Here is an 18,542-nt window from a genome sequence, read left to right as displayed (position 1 = left end):
TCAGGCGCGATGCCGTTCCTCAAATTCATAGCCGTAGTCATATGACTCCAACGGCTCTGGAGACAGCTCATACGTGGCTTTGCGCAGGAAATCCATCATCTTGCGCGTATCCTTACCCAATGGATCCAGAACGTCGCGCCCTATAGGCTCTCCGATCACCACTTTGACAGGCGTATCCACGCGCTTTTTGAATTCTTTGATCAGCAAGCCCATGCGCAGCGTGTTGTGCAAATGGCTTGCGATCTGGAACAGGCGCGACGTGTGCCCATCAAAGAAAACCGGCACCACGGTGGCATTGGACTTTGCCGCCATCCGAGCGGTAAAGCCGCGCCAACCCGGATCCATAGGATGGGCAAACGGCTTGACGCCGGTGCTGACCGTACCTCCGGGGAAAATACCAATCGCCCCGCCCTCGCCCAGATAGTTGAGAGCCGTTTTGCGCGTCTCCAAATTCAGCTTCATCGCTTCTTTCGTCTCATCAAACGAAATGGGCAGAATGATACGGTTCAGATCCTCGGCCTTGCGAAAAACTCGATTCGCCAGAATTCGGAAATCTCCGCGTGTCTCAGACAGAATGTGCCCCATCATCAGGCCATCCAGAATGCCATAGGGATGATTGGCGATCAGGATCAGGGGGCCATCTGCCGGAATGTTCGCAAGAGATCCCCCCACAACATCCAATGTCAGCCCATAGCGTTCGACCATAACGGCCCAAAAGTCGCGCCCGTTGGCAACGTCTTTCTCGTATCCATCCGCGCGTTTGATCAGGCGCATTCGACCCGTGGTATTCTCCATAAGTTTGATGACCATTCGCCCGCCTTTGGTTTCAGCGGAATGGGCATAAGAGATGTCACGAACAGCATGACGACGAGAAGGCATTTGGGTCTCCGGTTTGTTGCCTGCAAAATAAGTGCAAGTAACAATTTTGCCTAGCCATCGTGACAGGGTTGTGACGAGTTACTCCGCCGCAGCCTTCAACTCAGGCCCACCGCTTCGGATCGATGCCAGCAACTCCTCGCGCCGCTTGGCTGCTTTGGCCTCGTTTTCCTGCAAAACAGGTCCGAAACCACGGATATCCAGCGGCAGTCGAGCCAAGGCAGAGATCGCATCACGCGTGTCCTGCGACAATAAAGGCAGCACTTCGCGCATGTCCTTTTCGTACTGCCGGATCAAAGCACGCTCCATCTTGCGTTCGGACGAATATCCGAAAACATCGAACGGCGTGCCGCGCAGGGCCTTCAACTTGGTCAGCAGCTTCAATGGACCCATGACAGATTCGCTGAATGCGCGCTTCTTGGGCCTGCCGTTACTGCCCGATCCTCCGAAAATCGGCGGCGCCAGATGAAACGTCATCTTGAAGTCGCCATCAAACTCGGCCGCCGCCTTTTCCCGACTGGTCAGCAGAAGGCGCGCAACCTCGTATTCATCCTTGTATGACAGCAGCTTGTGATAGCCTTTTGCCACCGCTTCGCGCACCTCGACATCCTCAACGCTGTCGACCAACTTACGATACCGTTTCGCCAACCGGGCGCTTTGGTATTCGGTCAGGTGCTGTGCACGGGACTCGATGACCTGGTCCAGGGTTTTGGGCATCTCGGCCACGGTTGGGGACAGTATGGACTGTACCTCATCCGGATGCAGCACCGCCCAACGACCGATATCAAACGCACGCTTGTTTCGTTCGACCGCCGTTCCGTTCAACTCAATGGCGTCAAAGATCGCCTGATGGCTGACGGGCAACAACCCGCGCTGCCAGGTCGCGCCAAAGATCATCATGTTGGAATAGATCGAATCCCCCATCACGGCGCGTGCCAGATCAGTTGCGTCAAACAATGAGACATCTTCTTTCAGCCGGGCCTGCAAGGCCAGTTCCAACTGATCGGCTGGAATGCGAAACTCTGTATTGCGTGTGAAATCGCCCGTAACCGTTTCATGGCTGTTTACGACTGCGCCGGTGCGTCCGGTGCGCGTCAGGCCCAAGGTCTTCGCCCCGGCGGAAACCACCAAATCACCGCCGATCAGCGCGTGAGCTTCACCGGTGGCAACGCGGATCGCGCTGATATCTTCGGGGCGGTTGGCCAGACGGCAGTGGATATGAACCGCGCCACCTTTCTGTGCCAGGCCCGCCATTTCCATCATGCCCGCGCCTTTGCCATCGATCTGCGCGGCCTGAGCGAGAATTGCCCCAAGGGTGACGACGCCTGTACCACCAACACCCGTGATTACCACGTTGTGCGTTCCCTTGATCGCGGGAAGCTCCGGCATCGGCAAATCCGGCAGATCGATCTCGGTCGTTGCCTCTTTACGAATCTTCGCACCCTCAAGTGTCACGAACGAGGGGCAGAACCCGTTCAGGCAGGAAAAGTCCTTGTTGCAGCTTGACTGATCAATGGCTCGCTTACGGCCAAGTTCAGTTTGTTTCGGCACGATCGATACGCAGTTCGACTGCACCCCACAATCGCCACAGCCTTCGCAAACATCGGTGTTGATGAACACACGTTTGTCCGGGTCCGGGAATGTGCCTCGCTTGCGACGGCGACGTTTTTCAGCCGCGCAGGTCTGAACGTAGACAATGACCGAGACGCCTTCGATCTCGCGGAATTTCTCCTGCACCTGCATAAGATCCGCGCGCTCATATGTCTGAACGCTTGCAGGCAGCGCCTTGAAGTTTACGTCTTCCTTTTCGTCATAGACCAAAGCGACCTCGCGGACGCCCATCGCCTTGACCTCGGCAACGATCCGTTCTGCGGTCAGGTCGCCTTCGTTGTCCTGCCCACCAGTCATGGCGACCGCGTCGTTGAACAGGATTTTGAAGGTGATGTTCGTTCCTGCAGACAACGCCGCCCGGATCGCCTGAACGCCCGAATGGTTATAAGTGCCGTCGCCCAGGTTCTGGAACACGTGATTGGTGGTCGAAAACGGAGCTTCACCTATCCAGTTCGCGCCTTCTCCGCCCATTTGGGTGAAACCTGTCGTCTCGCGGTCCATCCACTGAACCATATAGTGACAGCCTATACCGGCATAGGCGCGGCTGCCATCGGGCACTTTGGTGGAACTGTTGTGCGGGCAGCCCGAACAGAAATACGGAAGCCGCGTCGCGATTTCCTGCGCGTTGTCGGCCCGGCGAGCTTCGGACAAGGATGCAATCCCGGCGTTGATTCCTTCAGTTTCGCGCCCCTCTTCGATCAGGATTTCACCCAGTTTTTCGGCGATCATGATCGGATCAAGCGCGCCACGCGTGGGGAATAGTTCTTCCCGGTGCAGCGTCCCCGCCCCACCTTTGTACCAGCCATAAACTCTGCGGCCGCGCCGGTCGTCAAAGATGGCCTCCTTGACCTGAACTTCGATCAGCTTGCGCTTTTCCTCGACGATCACGATCAGATCCAGCCCTTCGGCCCAGTCATGGAACCCGGCCATATCCAACGGGAAAGTCTGCCCCACCTTGTAAGTGGTGATCCCCAGCCGTTCGGCTTCGGACTCGTCAATATTCAAAAGCGACAGAGCATGGGATAGGTCCAACCAATTCTTGCCCGCTGCGACGAATCCGATCTTGGCCCCCGGCTTGCCCCACATCCGCTTGTCGAGCTTATTGGCATGGGAAAACGTTTCGGCCGCGAACCTCTTGTAGTCGATGACACGCGTTTCCTGCAGATGCGGGGTATCGCCCAAACGAATATTCAACCCGCCGTCCGGCATGTCGAACTCGGGCAAAACAACCTGCATTCGGTCAGGGCTGCCGTCCACAACCGATGTGACCTCGATCGTGTCTTTCATCGTTTTCAAACCAACCCAGACGCCAGCAAAACGACTAAGTGCAAAGCCGTAAATCCCATAATCCAGAATTTCCTGAACACCAGCAGGGCTGACAATCGGCATATACATGTCGACCAAAGACCATTCGGATTGATGCAGAACAGTCGAGCTTTCGCCGGTATGATCATCGCCCATGGCCATCAGGACGCCGCCGTGTTTGGCCGTACCTGCCATGTTCGCGTGGCGCATAACGTCACCGGATCGATCAACCCCTGGACCTTTGCCGTACCAAAGTCCGAAAACCCCGTCGAACTTGCCGTCGCCCCGCAACCCTGCTTGCTGACTGCCCCACAGGGCGGTCGCGGCGAGATCTTCGTTTAAGCCGAACTGAAACGTCACGTCGTTTTCGGCCAGCGGTTTTTGAGCCCGCATCATTTGCTGATCAACAGCGCCAAGGGGCGAACCCCGATACCCGGTTACAAGACCCGCCGTATTCAGGCCCGCCTGCCGATCTCTGGCTTTTTGCATCAGCATCAACCGAACAAGCGCTTGAGTTCCGTTCAACAGAACGGGGTTTTTCTCAAGATCGAACCGGTCGTTCAATGTTATCTGTGGCTGACTCATCAGACGTCTCCCCTCGTCAGATCAGTGTGCTTTATTTCGGTGCATTTTAGGTCATAATTTCTGACCTGTATAGGATTTATCCACTGATAAGTAACGATTTCGCCCTTTGAATGTAGAACTTGTCACCTCTTTCATATAGGCGTTCAAATGGATAACGAAAGTTGCGGCGATGGATTGGGACAAGCTTAGAATATTTCACGCGGTAGCCGATGCAGGCAGCCTCACCCATGCGGGTGATAAGCTCAATCTGTCTCAATCTGCCGTGAGCCGGCAGATCCGTGCCCTGGAAGAATCGCTGGATTCCACCCTTTTCCACCGTCACGCCCGAGGGCTGATTCTCACCGAACAGGGTGAATTGCTGTTCGATGCCACGTCAGCCATGTCAAAACGTCTTGATGCAGCAGCAGCGCGCATTCGGGATAGTGAGGAAGAGGTTTTTGGCGTCTTGCGCGTCACAACGACCTTTGGTTTCGGCACACTCTGGCTGGCCCCGCGCCTGCCAAAATTGTACGAGGAGTATCCCGACCTCAATATCGATCTGATGCTGGAAGAGAGGGTTCTGGACCTACCCATGCGCGAGGCAGATGTTGCCATTCGAATGAAAGAGCCCAGCCAGGCCGATCTGGTTCGCAAGCGCCTGATGACAGTGCAAATGATGCTGTACGCGACTCAGGACTATATCGAGACCCATGGCGGAATGCTGAAATCGCTTGAGGAAATCAAAGATCACCGCCTGATTTGCCAGACCCCTGCGGCACCGCAGGTCGGTGCAAGTGCCGCCATGGTACGTCACCTGATGACTTATAATCCCGGCTCATTGCTGACCGTGAACAACTATTTCGGTGTCCTGCAAGGGGTTCTGCACAATTTGGGCATTGGCGTTCTGCCGGACTATGTGACCCAGGATTTTCCGCATCTTGTCCCTGTCTTGTCTGACATCGAAACCGCTGATGTTCCTGTTTATTTGGCCTATCCCGAAGAACTCAGACATTCTAAACGCGTTGGTGCGTTCCGAGATTTTGTCCAGGACGAGATCATTGCACAGCGCAAACAACTGAAACAGATGGGAAAACTCTAGCTATGCGCCCATAGCATATCGGACATGAGGTCTTTTCAGAGTTAAATTCCTTGAACGTTCACAAACTGACCCCTAAATGAGCACTCGAAGGCGGTGATGCTGAAACGCTCATCATCTTCATACCTCCCTGTTGGACTACGGCCGAGCTTATAGCTCGGCCTTTTTTTTGCGCCGTCGCAATTTCCCCGTTTCATAACGTGAAATCTTCTGGGAAACCGGCTCAATTTTTCATATGATCCGGAAAAACAACCAAAAATCTCGTGATCGAGGGCAACAAATCCATGCTTAATCCACTCCGCCTCTGTTTGGCGCTGGTTTCCGTTTTCTTTCTTTCTTTACCAGCTTTTGCACAGGACACCGCCTCGTCCGGTTCGGCATCCTCAGTTTCTATCCCTGAAAATCTGACCCCTGAACAAGTTGACGACCTGGTCGCACGCATGTCTGACGATCAGGTGCGCGCAATCCTGCTTGAACGTCTGGATGCCGTCGCCAAGAAACAAGCCGAAGAAAAAGAGAAGCAGGAAGACCCTCTGACCGAGATCAATGAGATCTGGGCCGAAATGGTTTCATCCTGGACTCATGTTATGACGACGATGCCAAATATCGTCACAGCCCAGATAACTGCGTTCAGCAATTTTTCTGGTACATTTGGAACAACCGGGGTCTTTACCCTACTGGGGCTTATCCTTTCGGTCCTGGTGGTTGGGTATATCGCAGAAAAGCTGTTCGGCCTGTTCACCCGCCGTTGGCACAAAACAACCGAGGTGGCGGACGAAGCGGATCTTTGGGGCGCCGCGCGCTACCTTTTCAGCCGCTTTTGCCGAGAAATTGCCGGGTTGATCGTTTTCTACGTCGTCATACGCGCAGTTGGTCGCGGTCTACTGACACCTGAACAGATCACTTATGCTGCTCCATTTGTCTTCTACCTGATCTGGGTTCCACGCTTGGGCGCGGCGGTTTCTCGGTTCGTGCTGGCCCCGCAGAAACCACAGTATAGGTTGGTCAATATCAACGACCATTGGGCAAAATACCTTCACCGCAACCTGATCGGACTTTTGGTCCTGATTGGCTTTACGTTGTTCATCCTGCGCTTCAACGCGCTGAACGGCATTTCGGGTGACGAGACACGGATCGGGTTCTGGCTCAACGCGGCTATCCATATCTATATCGGTTGGATCGCCTGGACCGCCCGCGAAGGGTTGTCGCAGATGATGCTGGGAACAGACCCCGATTACACCAAGTTCGACGAGGAAGTGGCCCGGTATTACCCCTACTTCGCAATCGGGGTTTCGGTGGTCATTTGGCTGCTGGTCGAGTTTCTGGTTGCCCAGCGAAATCCCGCAACGCTCAGACTGCTTGTCGGCGGCGCGCATTTCGCAACGATGTTCTGGTTGCTGATTGCACCTGCGCTCGACACGCTCATCCGCGGGTTGGTGCGTCACCTGCAACCTCCGATGTCTGGCGAAGGCCCGCTGGCCGAACGGGCCTACAGATCTGCCAAGCGCAGCTATATCCGCATCGGGCGCGTTGTGGCTGGTCTGTTTGTGGTCTTCATGATTGCAAGGGCTTGGCAGCTGGATCTACGCAATGTCGCCTCGGCCGGAGTCAGCGCCGAAGTGGGTGGCGCCGTGATCGAGTTCCTGCTGATCATCGCTGTCGGTTATATTCTGAACGAGTTCGTGTCGCTCTACATCAACAGGCGTCTGGCGCGTGAACAAACAGCGGCAGAAGCGCTGGATGAAGAAGCCGGCGGCGAAGGCGGCGGTGCTGGCGGATCGCGTCTGGCAACGGTGCTGCCGCTGCTGCGGATCACCGCTCAGATCACCATTGCGGTCATCTTCGGCCTTTTGGCTTTGGGCGCTTTGGGCATCAACATCACGCCGCTGCTGGCAGGTGCCGGTGTTCTGGGTCTGGCCATCGGTTTTGGCGCGCAGAAACTGGTTGCCGACATCGTGGGCGGCATTTTCTTCCTGATTGACGACGCCTTCCGCGTGGGTGAGTATGTGGATGTTGGAGGCACGATGGGCACAGTCGAGAAAATCTCGATCCGGTCGATGCAACTGCGTCACCACCGCGGTCCGGTGCACACCATTCCTTACGGTGAGATTCAGAAACTGACCAATTTCAGCCGCGACTGGGTGATCATGAAGCTGAAGTTCACCGTGCCGTTCGACACTGACCCCAACAAGGTGAAGAAGATCTTCAAGAAGATCGGTGCCGAGATGATGGAGGACGAAACCCACAAGGATGGTTTCCTTCAGCCCTTCAAATCTCAGGGTGTCTTCGACTTTGACGATGTCGGCATGATCATCCGCGGCAAGTTCATGGCCAAGCCCGGCAAGCAGTTCACCCTGCGCAAGGAGATCTTCAACCGCGTCAAGGCCGCCTTCAAGGAAAACGGCATCGACTTTGCCCGCCGCGAGGTGCGCGTTGCGATCCCGGGTCTGGACGAGGCCGAGAACCTGACACCGGAACAGAAGACGGCAGTTGGTGCCGCGGCGGCAGCCGAACTCAACAAGGATCAAGGTTCAGCGTAACCTTCGCGGTTTGCCTCCAAGATTTGCGCTTGTTACGAAGTGCCTTTTCGGAACCGACCCTACCGTCGGTTCCGTTTTTCTTTGAAAGACGCACCCTGCGCCGTCTTGACCCTTTCCACACGCGCCCGCTTGCCCTAAAAGGCGCGCAATCTCGGCCCACTTGGACACAGGACAGAAGATGCAAGAGCCCGCCATCACACCCGATCTGATTGCTGCACATGGGCTCAAGCCCGAGGAATACGACATGATCCTCGAGATCATTGGGCGTGAACCGACCTTTACCGAACTGGGTATCTTCTCGGCCATGTGGAACGAACATTGTTCCTACAAGTCGTCCAAGAAATGGCTGCGCACCCTGCCCACCTCGGGCCCTCAGGTGATCTGTGGTCCGGGTGAAAACGCCGGCGTGGTTGACATCGGCGACGGTCAGGCCGTGGTCTTCAAGATGGAAAGCCACAACCACCCGTCTTATATCGAACCTTACCAAGGTGCCGCGACCGGTGTCGGAGGCATCCTGCGCGACGTATTCACCATGGGCGCACGTCCCATCGCCTCGATGAACGCTCTGTCCTTTGGTGAACCCGGCCACCACAAAACCCGCCAGCTGGTGAATGGCGTGGTCGAAGGCATTGGCGGATATGGCAACTGCTTCGGCGTGCCATGCGTGGGCGGTGAAGTCCGTTTCCACCCGGCCTATAACGGCAACTGCCTTGTGAACGCATTCGCGGCAGGTCTGGCCGACAGCGACAAGATTTTCTACTCGGCCGCCTCCGGCGTGGGCATGCCGGTCGTTTATTTGGGCGCAAAAACCGGCCGTGACGGCGTCGGTGGTGCGACCATGGCGTCTGCCGAGTTTGACGACACCATCGAAGAAAAACGCCCCACCGTGCAGGTCGGCGACCCCTTCACGGAAAAGCGCCTGATGGAAGCGACGCTGGAACTGATGCAGACCGGTGCCGTGATCTCAATCCAGGATATGGGTGCCGCTGGCCTGACCTGCTCCGCTGTTGAAATGGGCGACAAGGGTGGCTTGGGCGTACGTCTTGATCTGGAAAACGTGCCTCAGCGTGAAGAGAATATGACAGCCTATGAGATGATGCTGTCGGAATCTCAGGAACGCATGCTGATGGTTCTCAAGCCCGAACTTGAGGCTGAGGCCCGCGCCGTGTTCGAGAAATGGGATCTGGACTTTGCCATAGTCGGTGAGACCATTGCCGAAGACCGCTTTCTGATCATGCACAATGGCGCGGTGAAAGCCGATCTGGTTCTGTCCAAACTGTCTTCGACCGCGCCGGAATATGACCGTCCATGGGAACCGACGCCCGAGGCCGAAGAACTGGCCGAAGTCCCTCAGATCGACCCTATTGACGGGCTGCGCGCCCTGCTCTCTTCGCCCAACTACGCGGGCAAGCAGTGGGTGTACGAACAATACGACACCATGGTCATGGCGGACAGCGCCCGCACACCGGGTCTGGGCGCAGGCATGGTGCGCGTCCATGGAACCGACAAGGTGCTGGCCTTCACCAGTGACGTGACCCCACGCTATGTGCGCGCCAACCCGGTTGAAGGCGGCAAACAAGCTGTGGCCGAAGCCTATCGCAACCTGACTGCTGTTGGGGCCAAACCGCTGGCCACCACCGATAACCTGAACTTCGGCAACCCTGAAAAACCCGAGATCATGGGCCAGTTTGTTGGCGCCATTCAGGGCATCGGTGCTGCCGTCGGCGCGTTGGATATGCCTATCGTTTCGGGCAACGTGTCGCTGTACAACGAGACCGACGGTCAAGCGATCCTTCCAACACCGACCATCGGTGCGGTTGGCCTGTTGTCCCATTCGGACGAGATCATCGGCAACGAGGTTCGCGAAGGCCACGTCGCGCTGATCATTGGTGAAACCAAAGGCCATCTTGGTCAATCCGCCCTGCTTGCAGAAGTGTTCAACCGCGAAGACGGCGATGCGCCGCATGTCGATCTGGATGCTGAAAAGCGCAACGGTGACTTCATTCGCGCCAACCGCGAGATGGTCAAAGCGTGTACCGACCTTGGCGATGGCGGTCTTGCACTGGCCGCCTTTGAATTGGCCGAAGCGGCTGGCGTTGGTGTTCACCTGGACGAGGCCCCGACCGAATTCCTGTTTGGCGAAGATCAGGCCCGCTATCTGGTCGCCTGCAACTTCGACCAGGCCGAGGCACTGATGATTGCTGCCGGTCAGGCCGGTGTTCCGCTGGTCTCGGTTGGGCGCTTCACCGGTGATAGCGTGAAAGTCGGTGGCTCCGAGGCTCCGCTTGCCGAGCTGACGGACACCTTCCGCACCAGCTTTGCCGCGGCTGTGGCCTAAAATACAGGCTTCAGCTCGTCTCAAACACGGAAATCCTATGCGTCTAACCGCGCGTAGGATTTGCCGAGTTTGTCGACACGTGCCATCTTGCACGCCCCGCCCCATCGCTCTACATCTTGGGAAAGACTTTCAGGAGTGAACCTACATGCCGATGAGCGCCCACGAGATTGAAACCCTGCTGCGCGAGAGCTTTCCCAACGCGGAAATTCAGGTTGGCGGCAGCGATGGCGTGCATATGTCCGCCATGGTCGTGGACGAAAGCTTTCGCGGCAAGAACCGCGTTCAACAGCAACGCGCTGTTTACGCGGCCCTGAAAGGCAAAATGGACGGCCCGGATGGAGAACTGCACGCGCTGGCGCTGACCACCAAAGTGCCGGAGTGATATGGAGCACGCGATCGTTATTTTGATTGCTGTTTCCGTCTTTGTCGTGCTCATCGCGCTGATAGCGTTGAACCATTCAAAGACTGAGCGCAATACAAACCGAGGATCGTCACCTGAACGTGGAAACCACCTTCTCCACTCATCTTACTCATCACATGACGGTGCAATTGGCTCGGCGCAGACCCATATCCGCAAAGACCCACAAAACTACGCCAAAGCAATAATGCCGAAGAGCAAAGGAAACGCGAAATGACCGATGTGAAGACCCAGATCGACGAAACCGTCAAAGCCAATGACGTGGTGCTGTATATGAAAGGCACCAAAGAGATGCCCCAGTGCGGCTTCTCATCCCGTGTGGCGGGCGTACTGAACTATATGGGCGTCGACTATGCCGACGTGAACGTTCTGGCAGACGAAGAAATCCGTCAGGGTATCAAGGATTATTCGGATTGGCCGACCGTGCCGCAGCTTTATGTCAAAGGCGAATTCGTTGGCGGTTGCGACATCATCACCGAAATGACCTTGTCGGGTGAACTGGACACACTGTTTGACGAAAACGGTGTCGGCTACAATAAAGATGCAGCCGACAAAATTCGCGAAGCAAACGCTTAAGCGAACTTACCGGCTGGAACAGTCCTGATAGATCGTCTGCTCATTGGCGGCACCTGCCGCCAATGAGCTGATCGACGCGTTCCAGCCTTTTGAGCGCAGGATATAAGTTCCCTCGTCGCCGGTGGATTCGTAGCGGATACCTGATCCGCTTTCCACCTGGCGCATTGCGACCAAAGTGTTGTCTACCAATGTCGCCGCCGCGCCTGAACCATCTGGCGCGTTGAAGTAAGTCACCGGCAAAGGTACGCCGTTCTCGCAGGTGAACGTGACTGACAATATGTCAATCTCTGCCATTGCAGATGTCGCAGGTAAAGCCAGCGCAGCAGCGAACAGCGCGTTTCGCAACAAAGTCATTATGCTTTCTTCTCCTCGACAACTGCCGCAAGGGCTTCTGCCCGCGCGGCCAGCTCCGCAAGTGTATCCGTGACAGAGGGTGGAACCACCGCCACTTCGACCCGCTCCGGCTCTGGTGGCGGAGCGTTCCTGAGGCCCTGAAGTTCAGCCTCAGCCTCGGCCAGCTTGGCCTCAAGCGACTTTACTTTGTCTTCTGTCGCCGCTGTTTTGTCAGCCAGCATGAGACCCGCCATCAGAAGCATCCGGGATTCAGGCATCCTGCCGATCTGATCGGACAAAACCTGAGCTTCATCGTCCAGCATTTTGGCTGCGGAATGCAGAAAGGGCTCCTCACCGTCCCGGCACGAGACGTCAAAGCCGCGACCGCCGATATTTATGGTCACTTCAGGCATTATTCTACCTCACCTTCTACAAGTTTCGCCTGCGACAGCAGAGGTTCCAGCCGCGCCAGAACAGCCTGCGCTTCAGCCGCGTCCGAGGCTTGCGCCGCGCGCGTGGCCTCTAGTTCGGCGACTGTTGCGCGGTTCAAGAGTTCCGCGTCTGTCAAACCCTCAGTGGCCGCTGCACGCAATTCGTCAACGGCGCTGCGCAATTGTTCATTCGCTTTGCGCATGCGCTGCAAATCGTCATCCAGACGAGACATTGCTGCCCCATGACTGGCCCGTTCAGCACGCAACATTTCCAGTTCAGCGCTCAGATCATCGACACGCACGGTATCTTCCAACTCGGCTTTTAGGCGGTTGTTTTCCGCCTCAACCGCCTTGGCCTGATCCAGCATTCCGCGCAGCTGTTCCAGTTCCGCCTTTAACGGCTCAGGATCTTCCAATGTGTCCAACTCTGCCCGCATCTTTTCGTTTTCGGCTTTTAGTGAGTCCAGCTCCGCGCTGTTGTCCAGCGCTGCCTTGGCCTCGGCCAGCTCGGCACGTGCCGCTTCCACCGAAGTGATCTTGGCACGGGCTTCCTCTAGCTCGGCGCGCAGTGCGTCGGTTTCAGCGCTGTCAGACGGGGCAGCGCGTAGTTCCTCAAGATCGGCGCGCAAGCCATCAACTTGCTGTTCATGCTGTTGTTTCAGAGATTTCAGCCGTTCCTGAAGCTGCGCGTTGGCGACGCGTTCGTCCTCAAGTGCCGTTTGAAGCCCCTCGTCCGGTGCAATATCCCGGGGTGCAGCGCCCAATGCATCGACACCCGCGCCGATGCGGTCCATCGCAGCAATAATGCGGTGCTGTAAGTCTTCTATCTGGCTCATGCCCCTGTCACCTCTTTATCAAGGTTCATTCTGTTTCGATGCGATCCGAATCAAAACCGAATCCCGCCTTCTGACAGTCTAGCGGAATGCGACAGAAAATACCCACTGTTTGCTTTCAACGACTTGAGCCCCGCTCTTCATGCATCCCACCCCGATTCACCCCGGTTCCGCTTGCACTTTGGGTATTGAATGGTATTGAGCGCGCAATCTGCTTCAAAACCCAAAGGAACAACGCCCGTGGACCTGACTGCGCTGCGCAATGCCAACCCCGAACACTGGGACAAAGCTGCGGCCATCCGCACCCTGACCCTTGATGCCGTCGCCGCCGCCAACTCCGGCCATTCCGGTATGCCCATAGGCATGGCGGATGTTGCGACCGTACTGTTCGAAAAGCACCTGAAATTCGACGCATCAAACCCAAGCTGGCCCGACCGCGACCGGTTCATCCTGTCGGCTGGTCACGGCTCAATGCTGGTTTACTCGCTGCTGTATCTCACCGGCCACGCAGACGTGACACTGGAAGAGATCAAGAACTTCCGTCAGTTGGGCGCAAAAACGGCAGGCCACCCTGAAAACTTCCTGGTCGACGGTATCGAGACCACCACCGGCCCGCTGGGTCAGGGCATCTCGAACGCTGTGGGCTTTGCCATGGCCGAAGAAATCCAGCGCGCGCATTACGGCAAGAAGGTTGTTGATCACTACACCTACGTCATCGCGGGCGACGGCTGCCTGATGGAAGGCGTCAGCCAAGAAGCGATCACCCTGGCCGGTCGTCATGAACTGAGCAAACTGATCGTCTTCTGGGACAACAACAACATCACCATCGACGGCACCGTCGATATTGCCGACCGCACCGATCAGGTGCGCCGCTTCGCAGCCTCGGGCTGGCATGTGATCGAGATCGATGGCCATGATCCAAAAGCCATTGATGCGGCCATTGTCGACGCTAAGAAATCCAGCAAACCGACCATGATCGCATGTGAAAGCCACATCGCGCTGGGTCATGCAGCACAGGATACGTCAAAAGGCCACGGCGCGCTGACCGATCAGGATCAGTTGAAAGCAGCCAAAGAAGCCTATGACTGGCCTCACGACGCGTTCGAAGTGCCTGCAAACGTGAAATCCGCATGGGAAGCCATTGGCGCACGTGGTGCTGCAGAACGAGCAGCCTGGGAAGAGCGTTTCGCACAACTTTCCGAACGCAAGCAGGCCGAATTCAATCGTGCCTACGCGTTTGAAGCCCCTAAAAAGCTGGCTGGCGCCATTCGTTCTTTCAAAAAGCAAGTTTCGGAAGATCAACCAAAGCTGGCTACCCGCGCTTCGTCGGAAAAAGTTCTGAACGTCGTGAACCCGATCATGACCGAAACCGTTGGCGGCTCGGCCGACCTGACCGGCTCGAACAACACCAAATCGGCCGATATGGGTGTGTTCCTGCCGGAAAACCGCAAAGGGCGCTATATCCATTACGGTATTCGCGAACACGGCATGGCCGCTGCGATGAACGGCATGGCACTGCATGGTGGCATCCGCCCCTATGGCGGTACATTCATGGCCTTCACCGACTATGCCCGCCCGTCCATGCGTTTGGCGGCACTGATGAAAATCCCCTCGGTCTTCGTGATGACCCATGACTCCATCGGTCTGGGCGAAGACGGCCCGACCCACCAACCGGTTGAACATCTGGCCATCTCACGCGCAACGCCGAACACCTATGTGTTCCGCCCCGCTGACACGGTTGAAACGGCTGAAGCGTGGGAACTGGCGCTGACCTTCAAGGACAGCCCCTCGGTTCTGTCGCTGACCCGCCAAGGTGTGCCGACAGTGCGCACCCAGCACAAGACCAAGAACCTGGTTGCACAGGGTGCTTATGTTCTGGCCGAAGCCGAGGGCAAGCGTCAGGCCATCCTGATCGCCACCGGGTCCGAAGTGTCGCTGGCCATGGAAGCCAAAGCGATGCTCGAGGCCGAAGGCATCGGCACCCGTGTCGTCTCGATGCCCTGTATGGAGCTGTTCGCGCAACAGGAAGAAGCCTATCGCAAGCGCGTTCTGCCCGCTGGCCCCGTCCGCGTTGGCATCGAAGCCGCTGTTCGCGCAGGTGGCTGGGACCGTTGGTTGTTGGGCGAGCGTGGCCGCGAAGCCAAGGCCGGATTCATCGGCATGTCGAGCTTCGGCGCATCAGCCCCGGCAGGCGAGCTTTACAAGCACTTCGGCATCACCGCAGAAGCGACCGTAGCCAAGGTCAAAGAACTGTTGGGTTAATCCCTGCTTGTCAGTTAAAAAAGTCCCGGTTTTTGCCGGGGCTTTTTTGTTAGACGAAAATAATAACTGACTGCATCCCGTCCACAATCAGATCACCGTCAGTATTCCACACACGCATGACTTGCGAGCTGTAGCCATCGTGCCCAGCTGTCAGTTGATGTTCCAACAGGAACCACCCTTCACGTGTCTCAATTTCTTCTGACAACACATTGAAAATCCAGTTCATCGAAGAATTTGGGCCGGGATTCTTGAGGGTCGGATAGATCGCAGGCGGCGGCAGATCCGCGACCGAGATCAACCCTTCCATCCGGCTCCACATCCGCGGATCTTTGTGACGCGCCCAAAGGCGCAGGTAGCCTCTCTCTGCTCCTGAAAACGGCAAAGCACCGTCAACAAGTCTGACATCGAAATTCTCAAGAAACGGAATGGGTGGTCGGGGTAAACCCGGCGGGAAATAGGGTTCGGTTTCTTCGGGTTTCGGGGCTGGTTGCGCAGGATGATCAAACGCGACGTGGCTGTCCTGAGGGACACCAAACGAAAACGTACCCAGCGCCGCGACTTTTCCTTCGATTTCGACTCGAACGTTGATGATCGTCACGTTACGGCCCTGCCGCAGAATTTCGGTGCCAATCGTTGGCGGGGTGCCGATCGGGGCCGTGAAATTGATCAATGCGGACCGCAAAGGAGGTAACCCGTCGTGCCGTTCGAAGATGGTAGCCAGCATCAGCGCAGACGAAAACCCACCAAAAGTCGTGCGGCCCTGCATCCAGTTCGCCGGGACAGGAAACTTTAGCCGGTTGTCAATTGTCTCTCGCGCTTCAAGAACATCGACCAATGAATAAGCGGACATGAGGAAACCAGTTCTGTTGCTCCTTCGGCGACACTAACCTTTTGGCGGCATGTCGCCATTGCAACCTAACGTCACTTGTCGGCAAGAGTTCAATGCTTTGCTTCAGAACCAGAGAACATACCCAGCGCTGGCCCGATAACCTTGGTCGCTATCGGGATTAACACCAGGCCCCATGCCAAACCGAAAATGCCATCCATTGTAGCTTTCGAAATCCATTCAACTGCCCCAACCCATTGTTCAGACGCCGAATGTCCAATGGCATATGCCCAATCGTGGATGTGATGACCCAGCCAGCCAAAACCCAGAACCTCCATCCCGTGGATGACGATCGATCCCCCCACCCACAGCATCGCTGCAGTTCCGACTATAGACAGGGTTTTCATCACGCCGGGCATTGCCTTGACCAACCCTCGGCCCAGACCGCGACCGATAGGTGTTGGCGCGTTGTTCGCAAGATAAAGCCCGACATCATCCATTTTCACGATCAGCGCGACGGACCCATAAACTGCGACCGTTACCCCGATCCCGACCACGGCCAGCGTAGCGGCCTGCATCCACAGGTTAGGCGCTTCGATCGCTGCCAAAGCAATGGTCATGATCTCAGCTGATAGGATAAAGTCCGTCTTGATCGCGCCTTTGACCTTTTGTTCCTCCAAATGACCGGGGTCACGAACGTCCATGTCTTGTTCGATGGCGTGGCTGCCATGGGGGAACAAGACGTGAAATATCTTCTCGGCCCCCTCAAAACAAAGATATGACCCTCCAATCATAAGTAACGGGGTGATCAGCCAAGGCGCGAAATTGGCAAGCAACAGTGCCACCGGCAGCAACAGGATGATCTTGTTGAAAATCGACCCTCGCGCAATACGCCAGATGATCGGCAACTCACGAGCAGGCGCAAACCCCTGAACATATTTCGGTGTGACCGCCGCGTCGTCGATGATCACCCCGGCAGTCTTGGCCCCGGCCTTACCTGCCGCCGCAACCACGTCGTCGACCGAAGCGGCCGCCACTTTGGCAATTCCCGCCACATCATCCAAAAGGGCCAACAGTCCGCTCATCGCGTTTCCTTTCCTGTCACCTGCCGCACCCGGACCCTACCTGATCTCTCAGCTAGCGCAAGCGTTAGCGCAATCGGCGCAGGTTTGCGCTAACACCTTAAAAATATGCCGTTTTTGCCCTTTTGAGATTCCCATTTCGCCGCTATATGGCCCACAAAGCAAGCGCATCTGGAGACGTCACATGACCATCAAGGTCGGTATCAATGGTTTTGGCCGTATTGGCCGCTGCACCCTGTCGCACATCGCCGCTTCGGGGCGCAACGACATCGAAGTGATCAAAGTCAACGCCACCGGCCCGTTGGAAACCTCGGCGCATCTGCTGAAATATGACAGTATCCACGGACGTTTCCCCCGCGAGGTTTCCATCGAAGGCAACACCATGGATCTGGGCCGCGGTCCGATGCAGATGTTCTCGACCTACGACATGGCCGAGCTGGACTGGGAAGGCTGCGACGTCGTTCTGGAATGCACCGGCAAGTTTAACGACGGCACCAAGGCGAAAACCCACCTTGAGCGTGGCGCTGGCAAGGTTCTGTTGTCCGCCCCTGGCAAGAATGTCGACAAGACCATCGTCTTCGGCGTGAACCACAACACGCTGACCGCAAACGATAACATGGTTTCAAATGGCTCCTGCACCACCAACTGCCTGGCCCCGCTGGCCAAGGTTCTGGACGAAGGTATCGGCATCGAAAACGGCATCATGACCACGATCCACGCCTATACTGGCGATCAGCCGACCCTGGACCGTCGCCACAGCGACCTGTACCGCGCCCGCGCCGCAGCTATGTCGATGATCCCGACCTCGACCGGAGCCGCCAAGGCGTTGGGCGAAGTTCTGCCAAACCTGAAAGGCCGTCTGGACGGGTCCGCGATCCGCGTCCCTACCCCGAATGTCTCGGCTGTTGACCTGACCTTCCGTGCCGCGCGCGATGTAACCGTCGAGGAAGTCAACGCTATCGTCGAAGAAGCCGCCAAAGGCCCGATGCAGCGCGTACTGGGTTTTGAACCCGCACCGCTGGTCTCGACCGATTTCAACCACACCGAAGAAAGCTCGATCTTCGCGCCGGATCAGACCCGCGTTGTTGACAATCGCCTGGTCCGTGTTCTGGCCTGGTATGACAACGAATGGGGCTTCTCGGTTCGTATGGCCGATGTGGCCGTTGCGATGGGCCGTCTTAACTGACCCTTCGGACTTCGCTTGTACCTTAATGCCCGCTCAGGTTATCTGAGCGGGCATTTTTGTTCGGGACGGCCATGACCAATCAAATCGCCATCTGGCTCGGCATACTTCTGCTTGGGGGCGTGATGCTGGACATGACGCTGTATAGCGGCGACCACCTGCTGTTCCTTGCCAAGAAGCTCTACGAATTTCTGGACTGGCTTGCTTTCTGGCGCTGACCGAGGTTTTTCTTGACTCTTTCGTTGATCTGGAGTTGTTAGCGCTAACT

At 56.6% G+C, this 18,542-nt stretch carries 15 protein-coding genes; 8 read left to right on the top strand and 7 right to left on the bottom strand.

Annotation, left to right across the window (positions count from 1 at the left end):
* Positions 1–879, bottom strand: a complete 879-nt coding sequence (locus GOV90_RS01950) for a lysophospholipid acyltransferase family protein (RefSeq protein WP_171089828.1) — start codon at positions 877–879, stop codon at positions 1–3.
* A 78-nt stretch (positions 880–957) separates the two neighbouring features.
* A complete protein-coding gene (locus GOV90_RS01945; RefSeq protein ID WP_171089826.1) occupies positions 958–4,377 on the bottom strand; it encodes an indolepyruvate ferredoxin oxidoreductase family protein in 3,420 nt (1,139 codons plus the stop codon).
* A 169-nt stretch (positions 4,378–4,546) separates the two neighbouring features.
* Here GOV90_RS01945 and GOV90_RS01940 point away from each other — a divergent pair, with 169 nt between their 5' ends.
* From GOV90_RS01940 to grxD, 5 genes are all read left to right on the top strand, one after another.
* The gene (locus tag GOV90_RS01940) at positions 4,547–5,455 is read left to right on the top strand and encodes a LysR family transcriptional regulator (protein ID WP_171089824.1); all 909 of its coding nucleotides are present in this window, start codon (positions 4,547–4,549) and stop codon (positions 5,453–5,455) included.
* Positions 5,456–5,736: 281 nt separating this feature from the next.
* Positions 5,737–7,992: a mechanosensitive ion channel family protein gene (locus GOV90_RS01935; protein ID WP_171089822.1), complete on the top strand. Its 2,256-nt coding sequence runs from the start codon at positions 5,737–5,739 to the stop codon at positions 7,990–7,992.
* 178 nt (positions 7,993–8,170) lie between these two features.
* The gene (gene purL, locus GOV90_RS01930) at positions 8,171–10,330 is read left to right on the top strand and encodes a phosphoribosylformylglycinamidine synthase subunit PurL (protein WP_171089819.1); all 2,160 of its coding nucleotides are present in this window, start codon (positions 8,171–8,173) and stop codon (positions 10,328–10,330) included.
* A gap of 145 nt (positions 10,331–10,475) precedes the next feature.
* Entirely contained in the window at positions 10,476–10,712 is a 237-nt protein-coding gene (locus tag GOV90_RS01925; protein ID WP_039530494.1) for a BolA/IbaG family iron-sulfur metabolism protein, read from the top strand.
* Between the two features lie 249 nt (positions 10,713–10,961).
* On the top strand, positions 10,962–11,324 hold the full coding sequence (gene grxD / locus GOV90_RS01920) for a Grx4 family monothiol glutaredoxin (RefSeq protein WP_171089818.1): 363 nt from the start codon (positions 10,962–10,964) through the stop codon (positions 11,322–11,324).
* A 6-nt stretch (positions 11,325–11,330) separates the two neighbouring features.
* On the opposite strand, the gene GOV90_RS01915 is transcribed toward grxD, so the two are convergent.
* Genes GOV90_RS01915 through GOV90_RS01905 form a run of 3 tightly spaced genes read right to left on the bottom strand, consistent with a single transcriptional unit; the run spans position 11,331 to position 12,924 of the window.
* Positions 11,331–11,678, bottom strand: a complete 348-nt coding sequence (locus tag GOV90_RS01915) for an MliC family protein (protein ID WP_171089815.1) — start codon at positions 11,676–11,678, stop codon at positions 11,331–11,333.
* Complete coding sequence (locus GOV90_RS01910; RefSeq protein ID WP_171089813.1) at positions 11,678–12,070, bottom strand: cell division protein ZapA; 393 nt, start codon at positions 12,068–12,070, stop codon at positions 11,678–11,680. Before GOV90_RS01910 ends, GOV90_RS01915 begins: the two co-directional genes overlap by 1 nt.
* Entirely contained in the window at positions 12,070–12,924 is an 855-nt protein-coding gene (locus tag GOV90_RS01905) for a hypothetical protein (RefSeq protein WP_171089811.1), read from the bottom strand. The genes GOV90_RS01910 and GOV90_RS01905 overlap by 1 nt, the downstream gene beginning before the upstream one ends.
* A 237-nt stretch (positions 12,925–13,161) precedes the next feature.
* Here GOV90_RS01905 and tkt point away from each other — a divergent pair, with 237 nt between their 5' ends.
* A complete protein-coding gene (gene tkt / locus GOV90_RS01900; protein ID WP_171089809.1) occupies positions 13,162–15,183 on the top strand; it encodes a transketolase in 2,022 nt (673 codons plus the stop codon).
* A gap of 49 nt (positions 15,184–15,232) precedes the next feature.
* Here tkt and GOV90_RS01895 read toward each other — a convergent pair whose 3' ends face one another.
* Positions 15,233–16,033 carry a thioesterase family protein gene (locus tag GOV90_RS01895; RefSeq protein ID WP_171089807.1) on the bottom strand — a complete coding sequence of 267 codons (801 nt, stop codon included), beginning with the start codon at positions 16,031–16,033 and terminating at the stop codon, positions 15,233–15,235.
* Between the two features lie 89 nt (positions 16,034–16,122).
* A complete protein-coding gene (locus GOV90_RS01890; RefSeq protein WP_171089805.1) occupies positions 16,123–17,094 on the bottom strand; it encodes a DUF808 domain-containing protein in 972 nt (323 codons plus the stop codon).
* A 181-nt stretch (positions 17,095–17,275) separates the two neighbouring features.
* Here GOV90_RS01890 and gap point away from each other — a divergent pair, with 181 nt between their 5' ends.
* Together gap and GOV90_RS01880 are read left to right on the top strand one after the other, a co-directional pair.
* Entirely contained in the window at positions 17,276–18,277 is a 1,002-nt protein-coding gene (gene gap, locus GOV90_RS01885) for a type I glyceraldehyde-3-phosphate dehydrogenase (protein ID WP_171089803.1), read from the top strand.
* Between the two features lie 71 nt (positions 18,278–18,348).
* Complete coding sequence (locus tag GOV90_RS01880; RefSeq protein WP_171089800.1) at positions 18,349–18,492, top strand: hypothetical protein; 144 nt, start codon at positions 18,349–18,351, stop codon at positions 18,490–18,492.
* The last annotated feature ends 50 nt before the right edge of the window (positions 18,493–18,542 follow it).

The sequence above is a fragment of the Ruegeria sp. HKCCA5929 genome (genome assembly GCF_013034525.1).
Classification (GTDB): Bacteria; Pseudomonadota; Alphaproteobacteria; order Rhodobacterales; family Rhodobacteraceae; genus Ruegeria.
Note: the sequence above shows the minus strand (reverse complement) of the source record. Positions and strands in the feature narration are given on the sequence as shown.

Coding starts and splice junctions, on each gene's coding strand:
- purL (WP_171089819.1), top strand. CDS start 8,171: ATGCAAGAGCCCGCCATCACACCCGATCTGATTGCTGCACATGGGCTC.
- GOV90_RS01890 (WP_171089805.1), bottom strand. CDS start 17,094: ATGAGCGGACTGTTGGCCCTTTTGGATGATGTGGCGGGAATTGCCAAA.
- GOV90_RS01880 (WP_171089800.1), top strand. CDS start 18,349: ATGACCAATCAAATCGCCATCTGGCTCGGCATACTTCTGCTTGGGGGC.
- GOV90_RS01945 (WP_171089826.1), bottom strand. CDS start 4,377: ATGAGTCAGCCACAGATAACATTGAACGACCGGTTCGATCTTGAGAAA.
- GOV90_RS01940 (WP_171089824.1), top strand. CDS start 4,547: ATGGATTGGGACAAGCTTAGAATATTTCACGCGGTAGCCGATGCAGGC.
- GOV90_RS01905 (WP_171089811.1), bottom strand. CDS start 12,924: ATGAGCCAGATAGAAGACTTACAGCACCGCATTATTGCTGCGATGGAC.
- GOV90_RS01925 (WP_039530494.1), top strand. CDS start 10,476: ATGCCGATGAGCGCCCACGAGATTGAAACCCTGCTGCGCGAGAGCTTT.
- GOV90_RS01910 (WP_171089813.1), bottom strand. CDS start 12,070: ATGCCTGAAGTGACCATAAATATCGGCGGTCGCGGCTTTGACGTCTCG.
- GOV90_RS01950 (WP_171089828.1), bottom strand. CDS start 879: ATGCCTTCTCGTCGTCATGCTGTTCGTGACATCTCTTATGCCCATTCC.
- GOV90_RS01895 (WP_171089807.1), bottom strand. CDS start 16,033: ATGTCCGCTTATTCATTGGTCGATGTTCTTGAAGCGCGAGAGACAATT.
- GOV90_RS01915 (WP_171089815.1), bottom strand. CDS start 11,678: ATGACTTTGTTGCGAAACGCGCTGTTCGCTGCTGCGCTGGCTTTACCT.
- GOV90_RS01935 (WP_171089822.1), top strand. CDS start 5,737: ATGCTTAATCCACTCCGCCTCTGTTTGGCGCTGGTTTCCGTTTTCTTT.
- gap (WP_171089803.1), top strand. CDS start 17,276: ATGACCATCAAGGTCGGTATCAATGGTTTTGGCCGTATTGGCCGCTGC.
- grxD (WP_171089818.1), top strand. CDS start 10,962: ATGACCGATGTGAAGACCCAGATCGACGAAACCGTCAAAGCCAATGAC.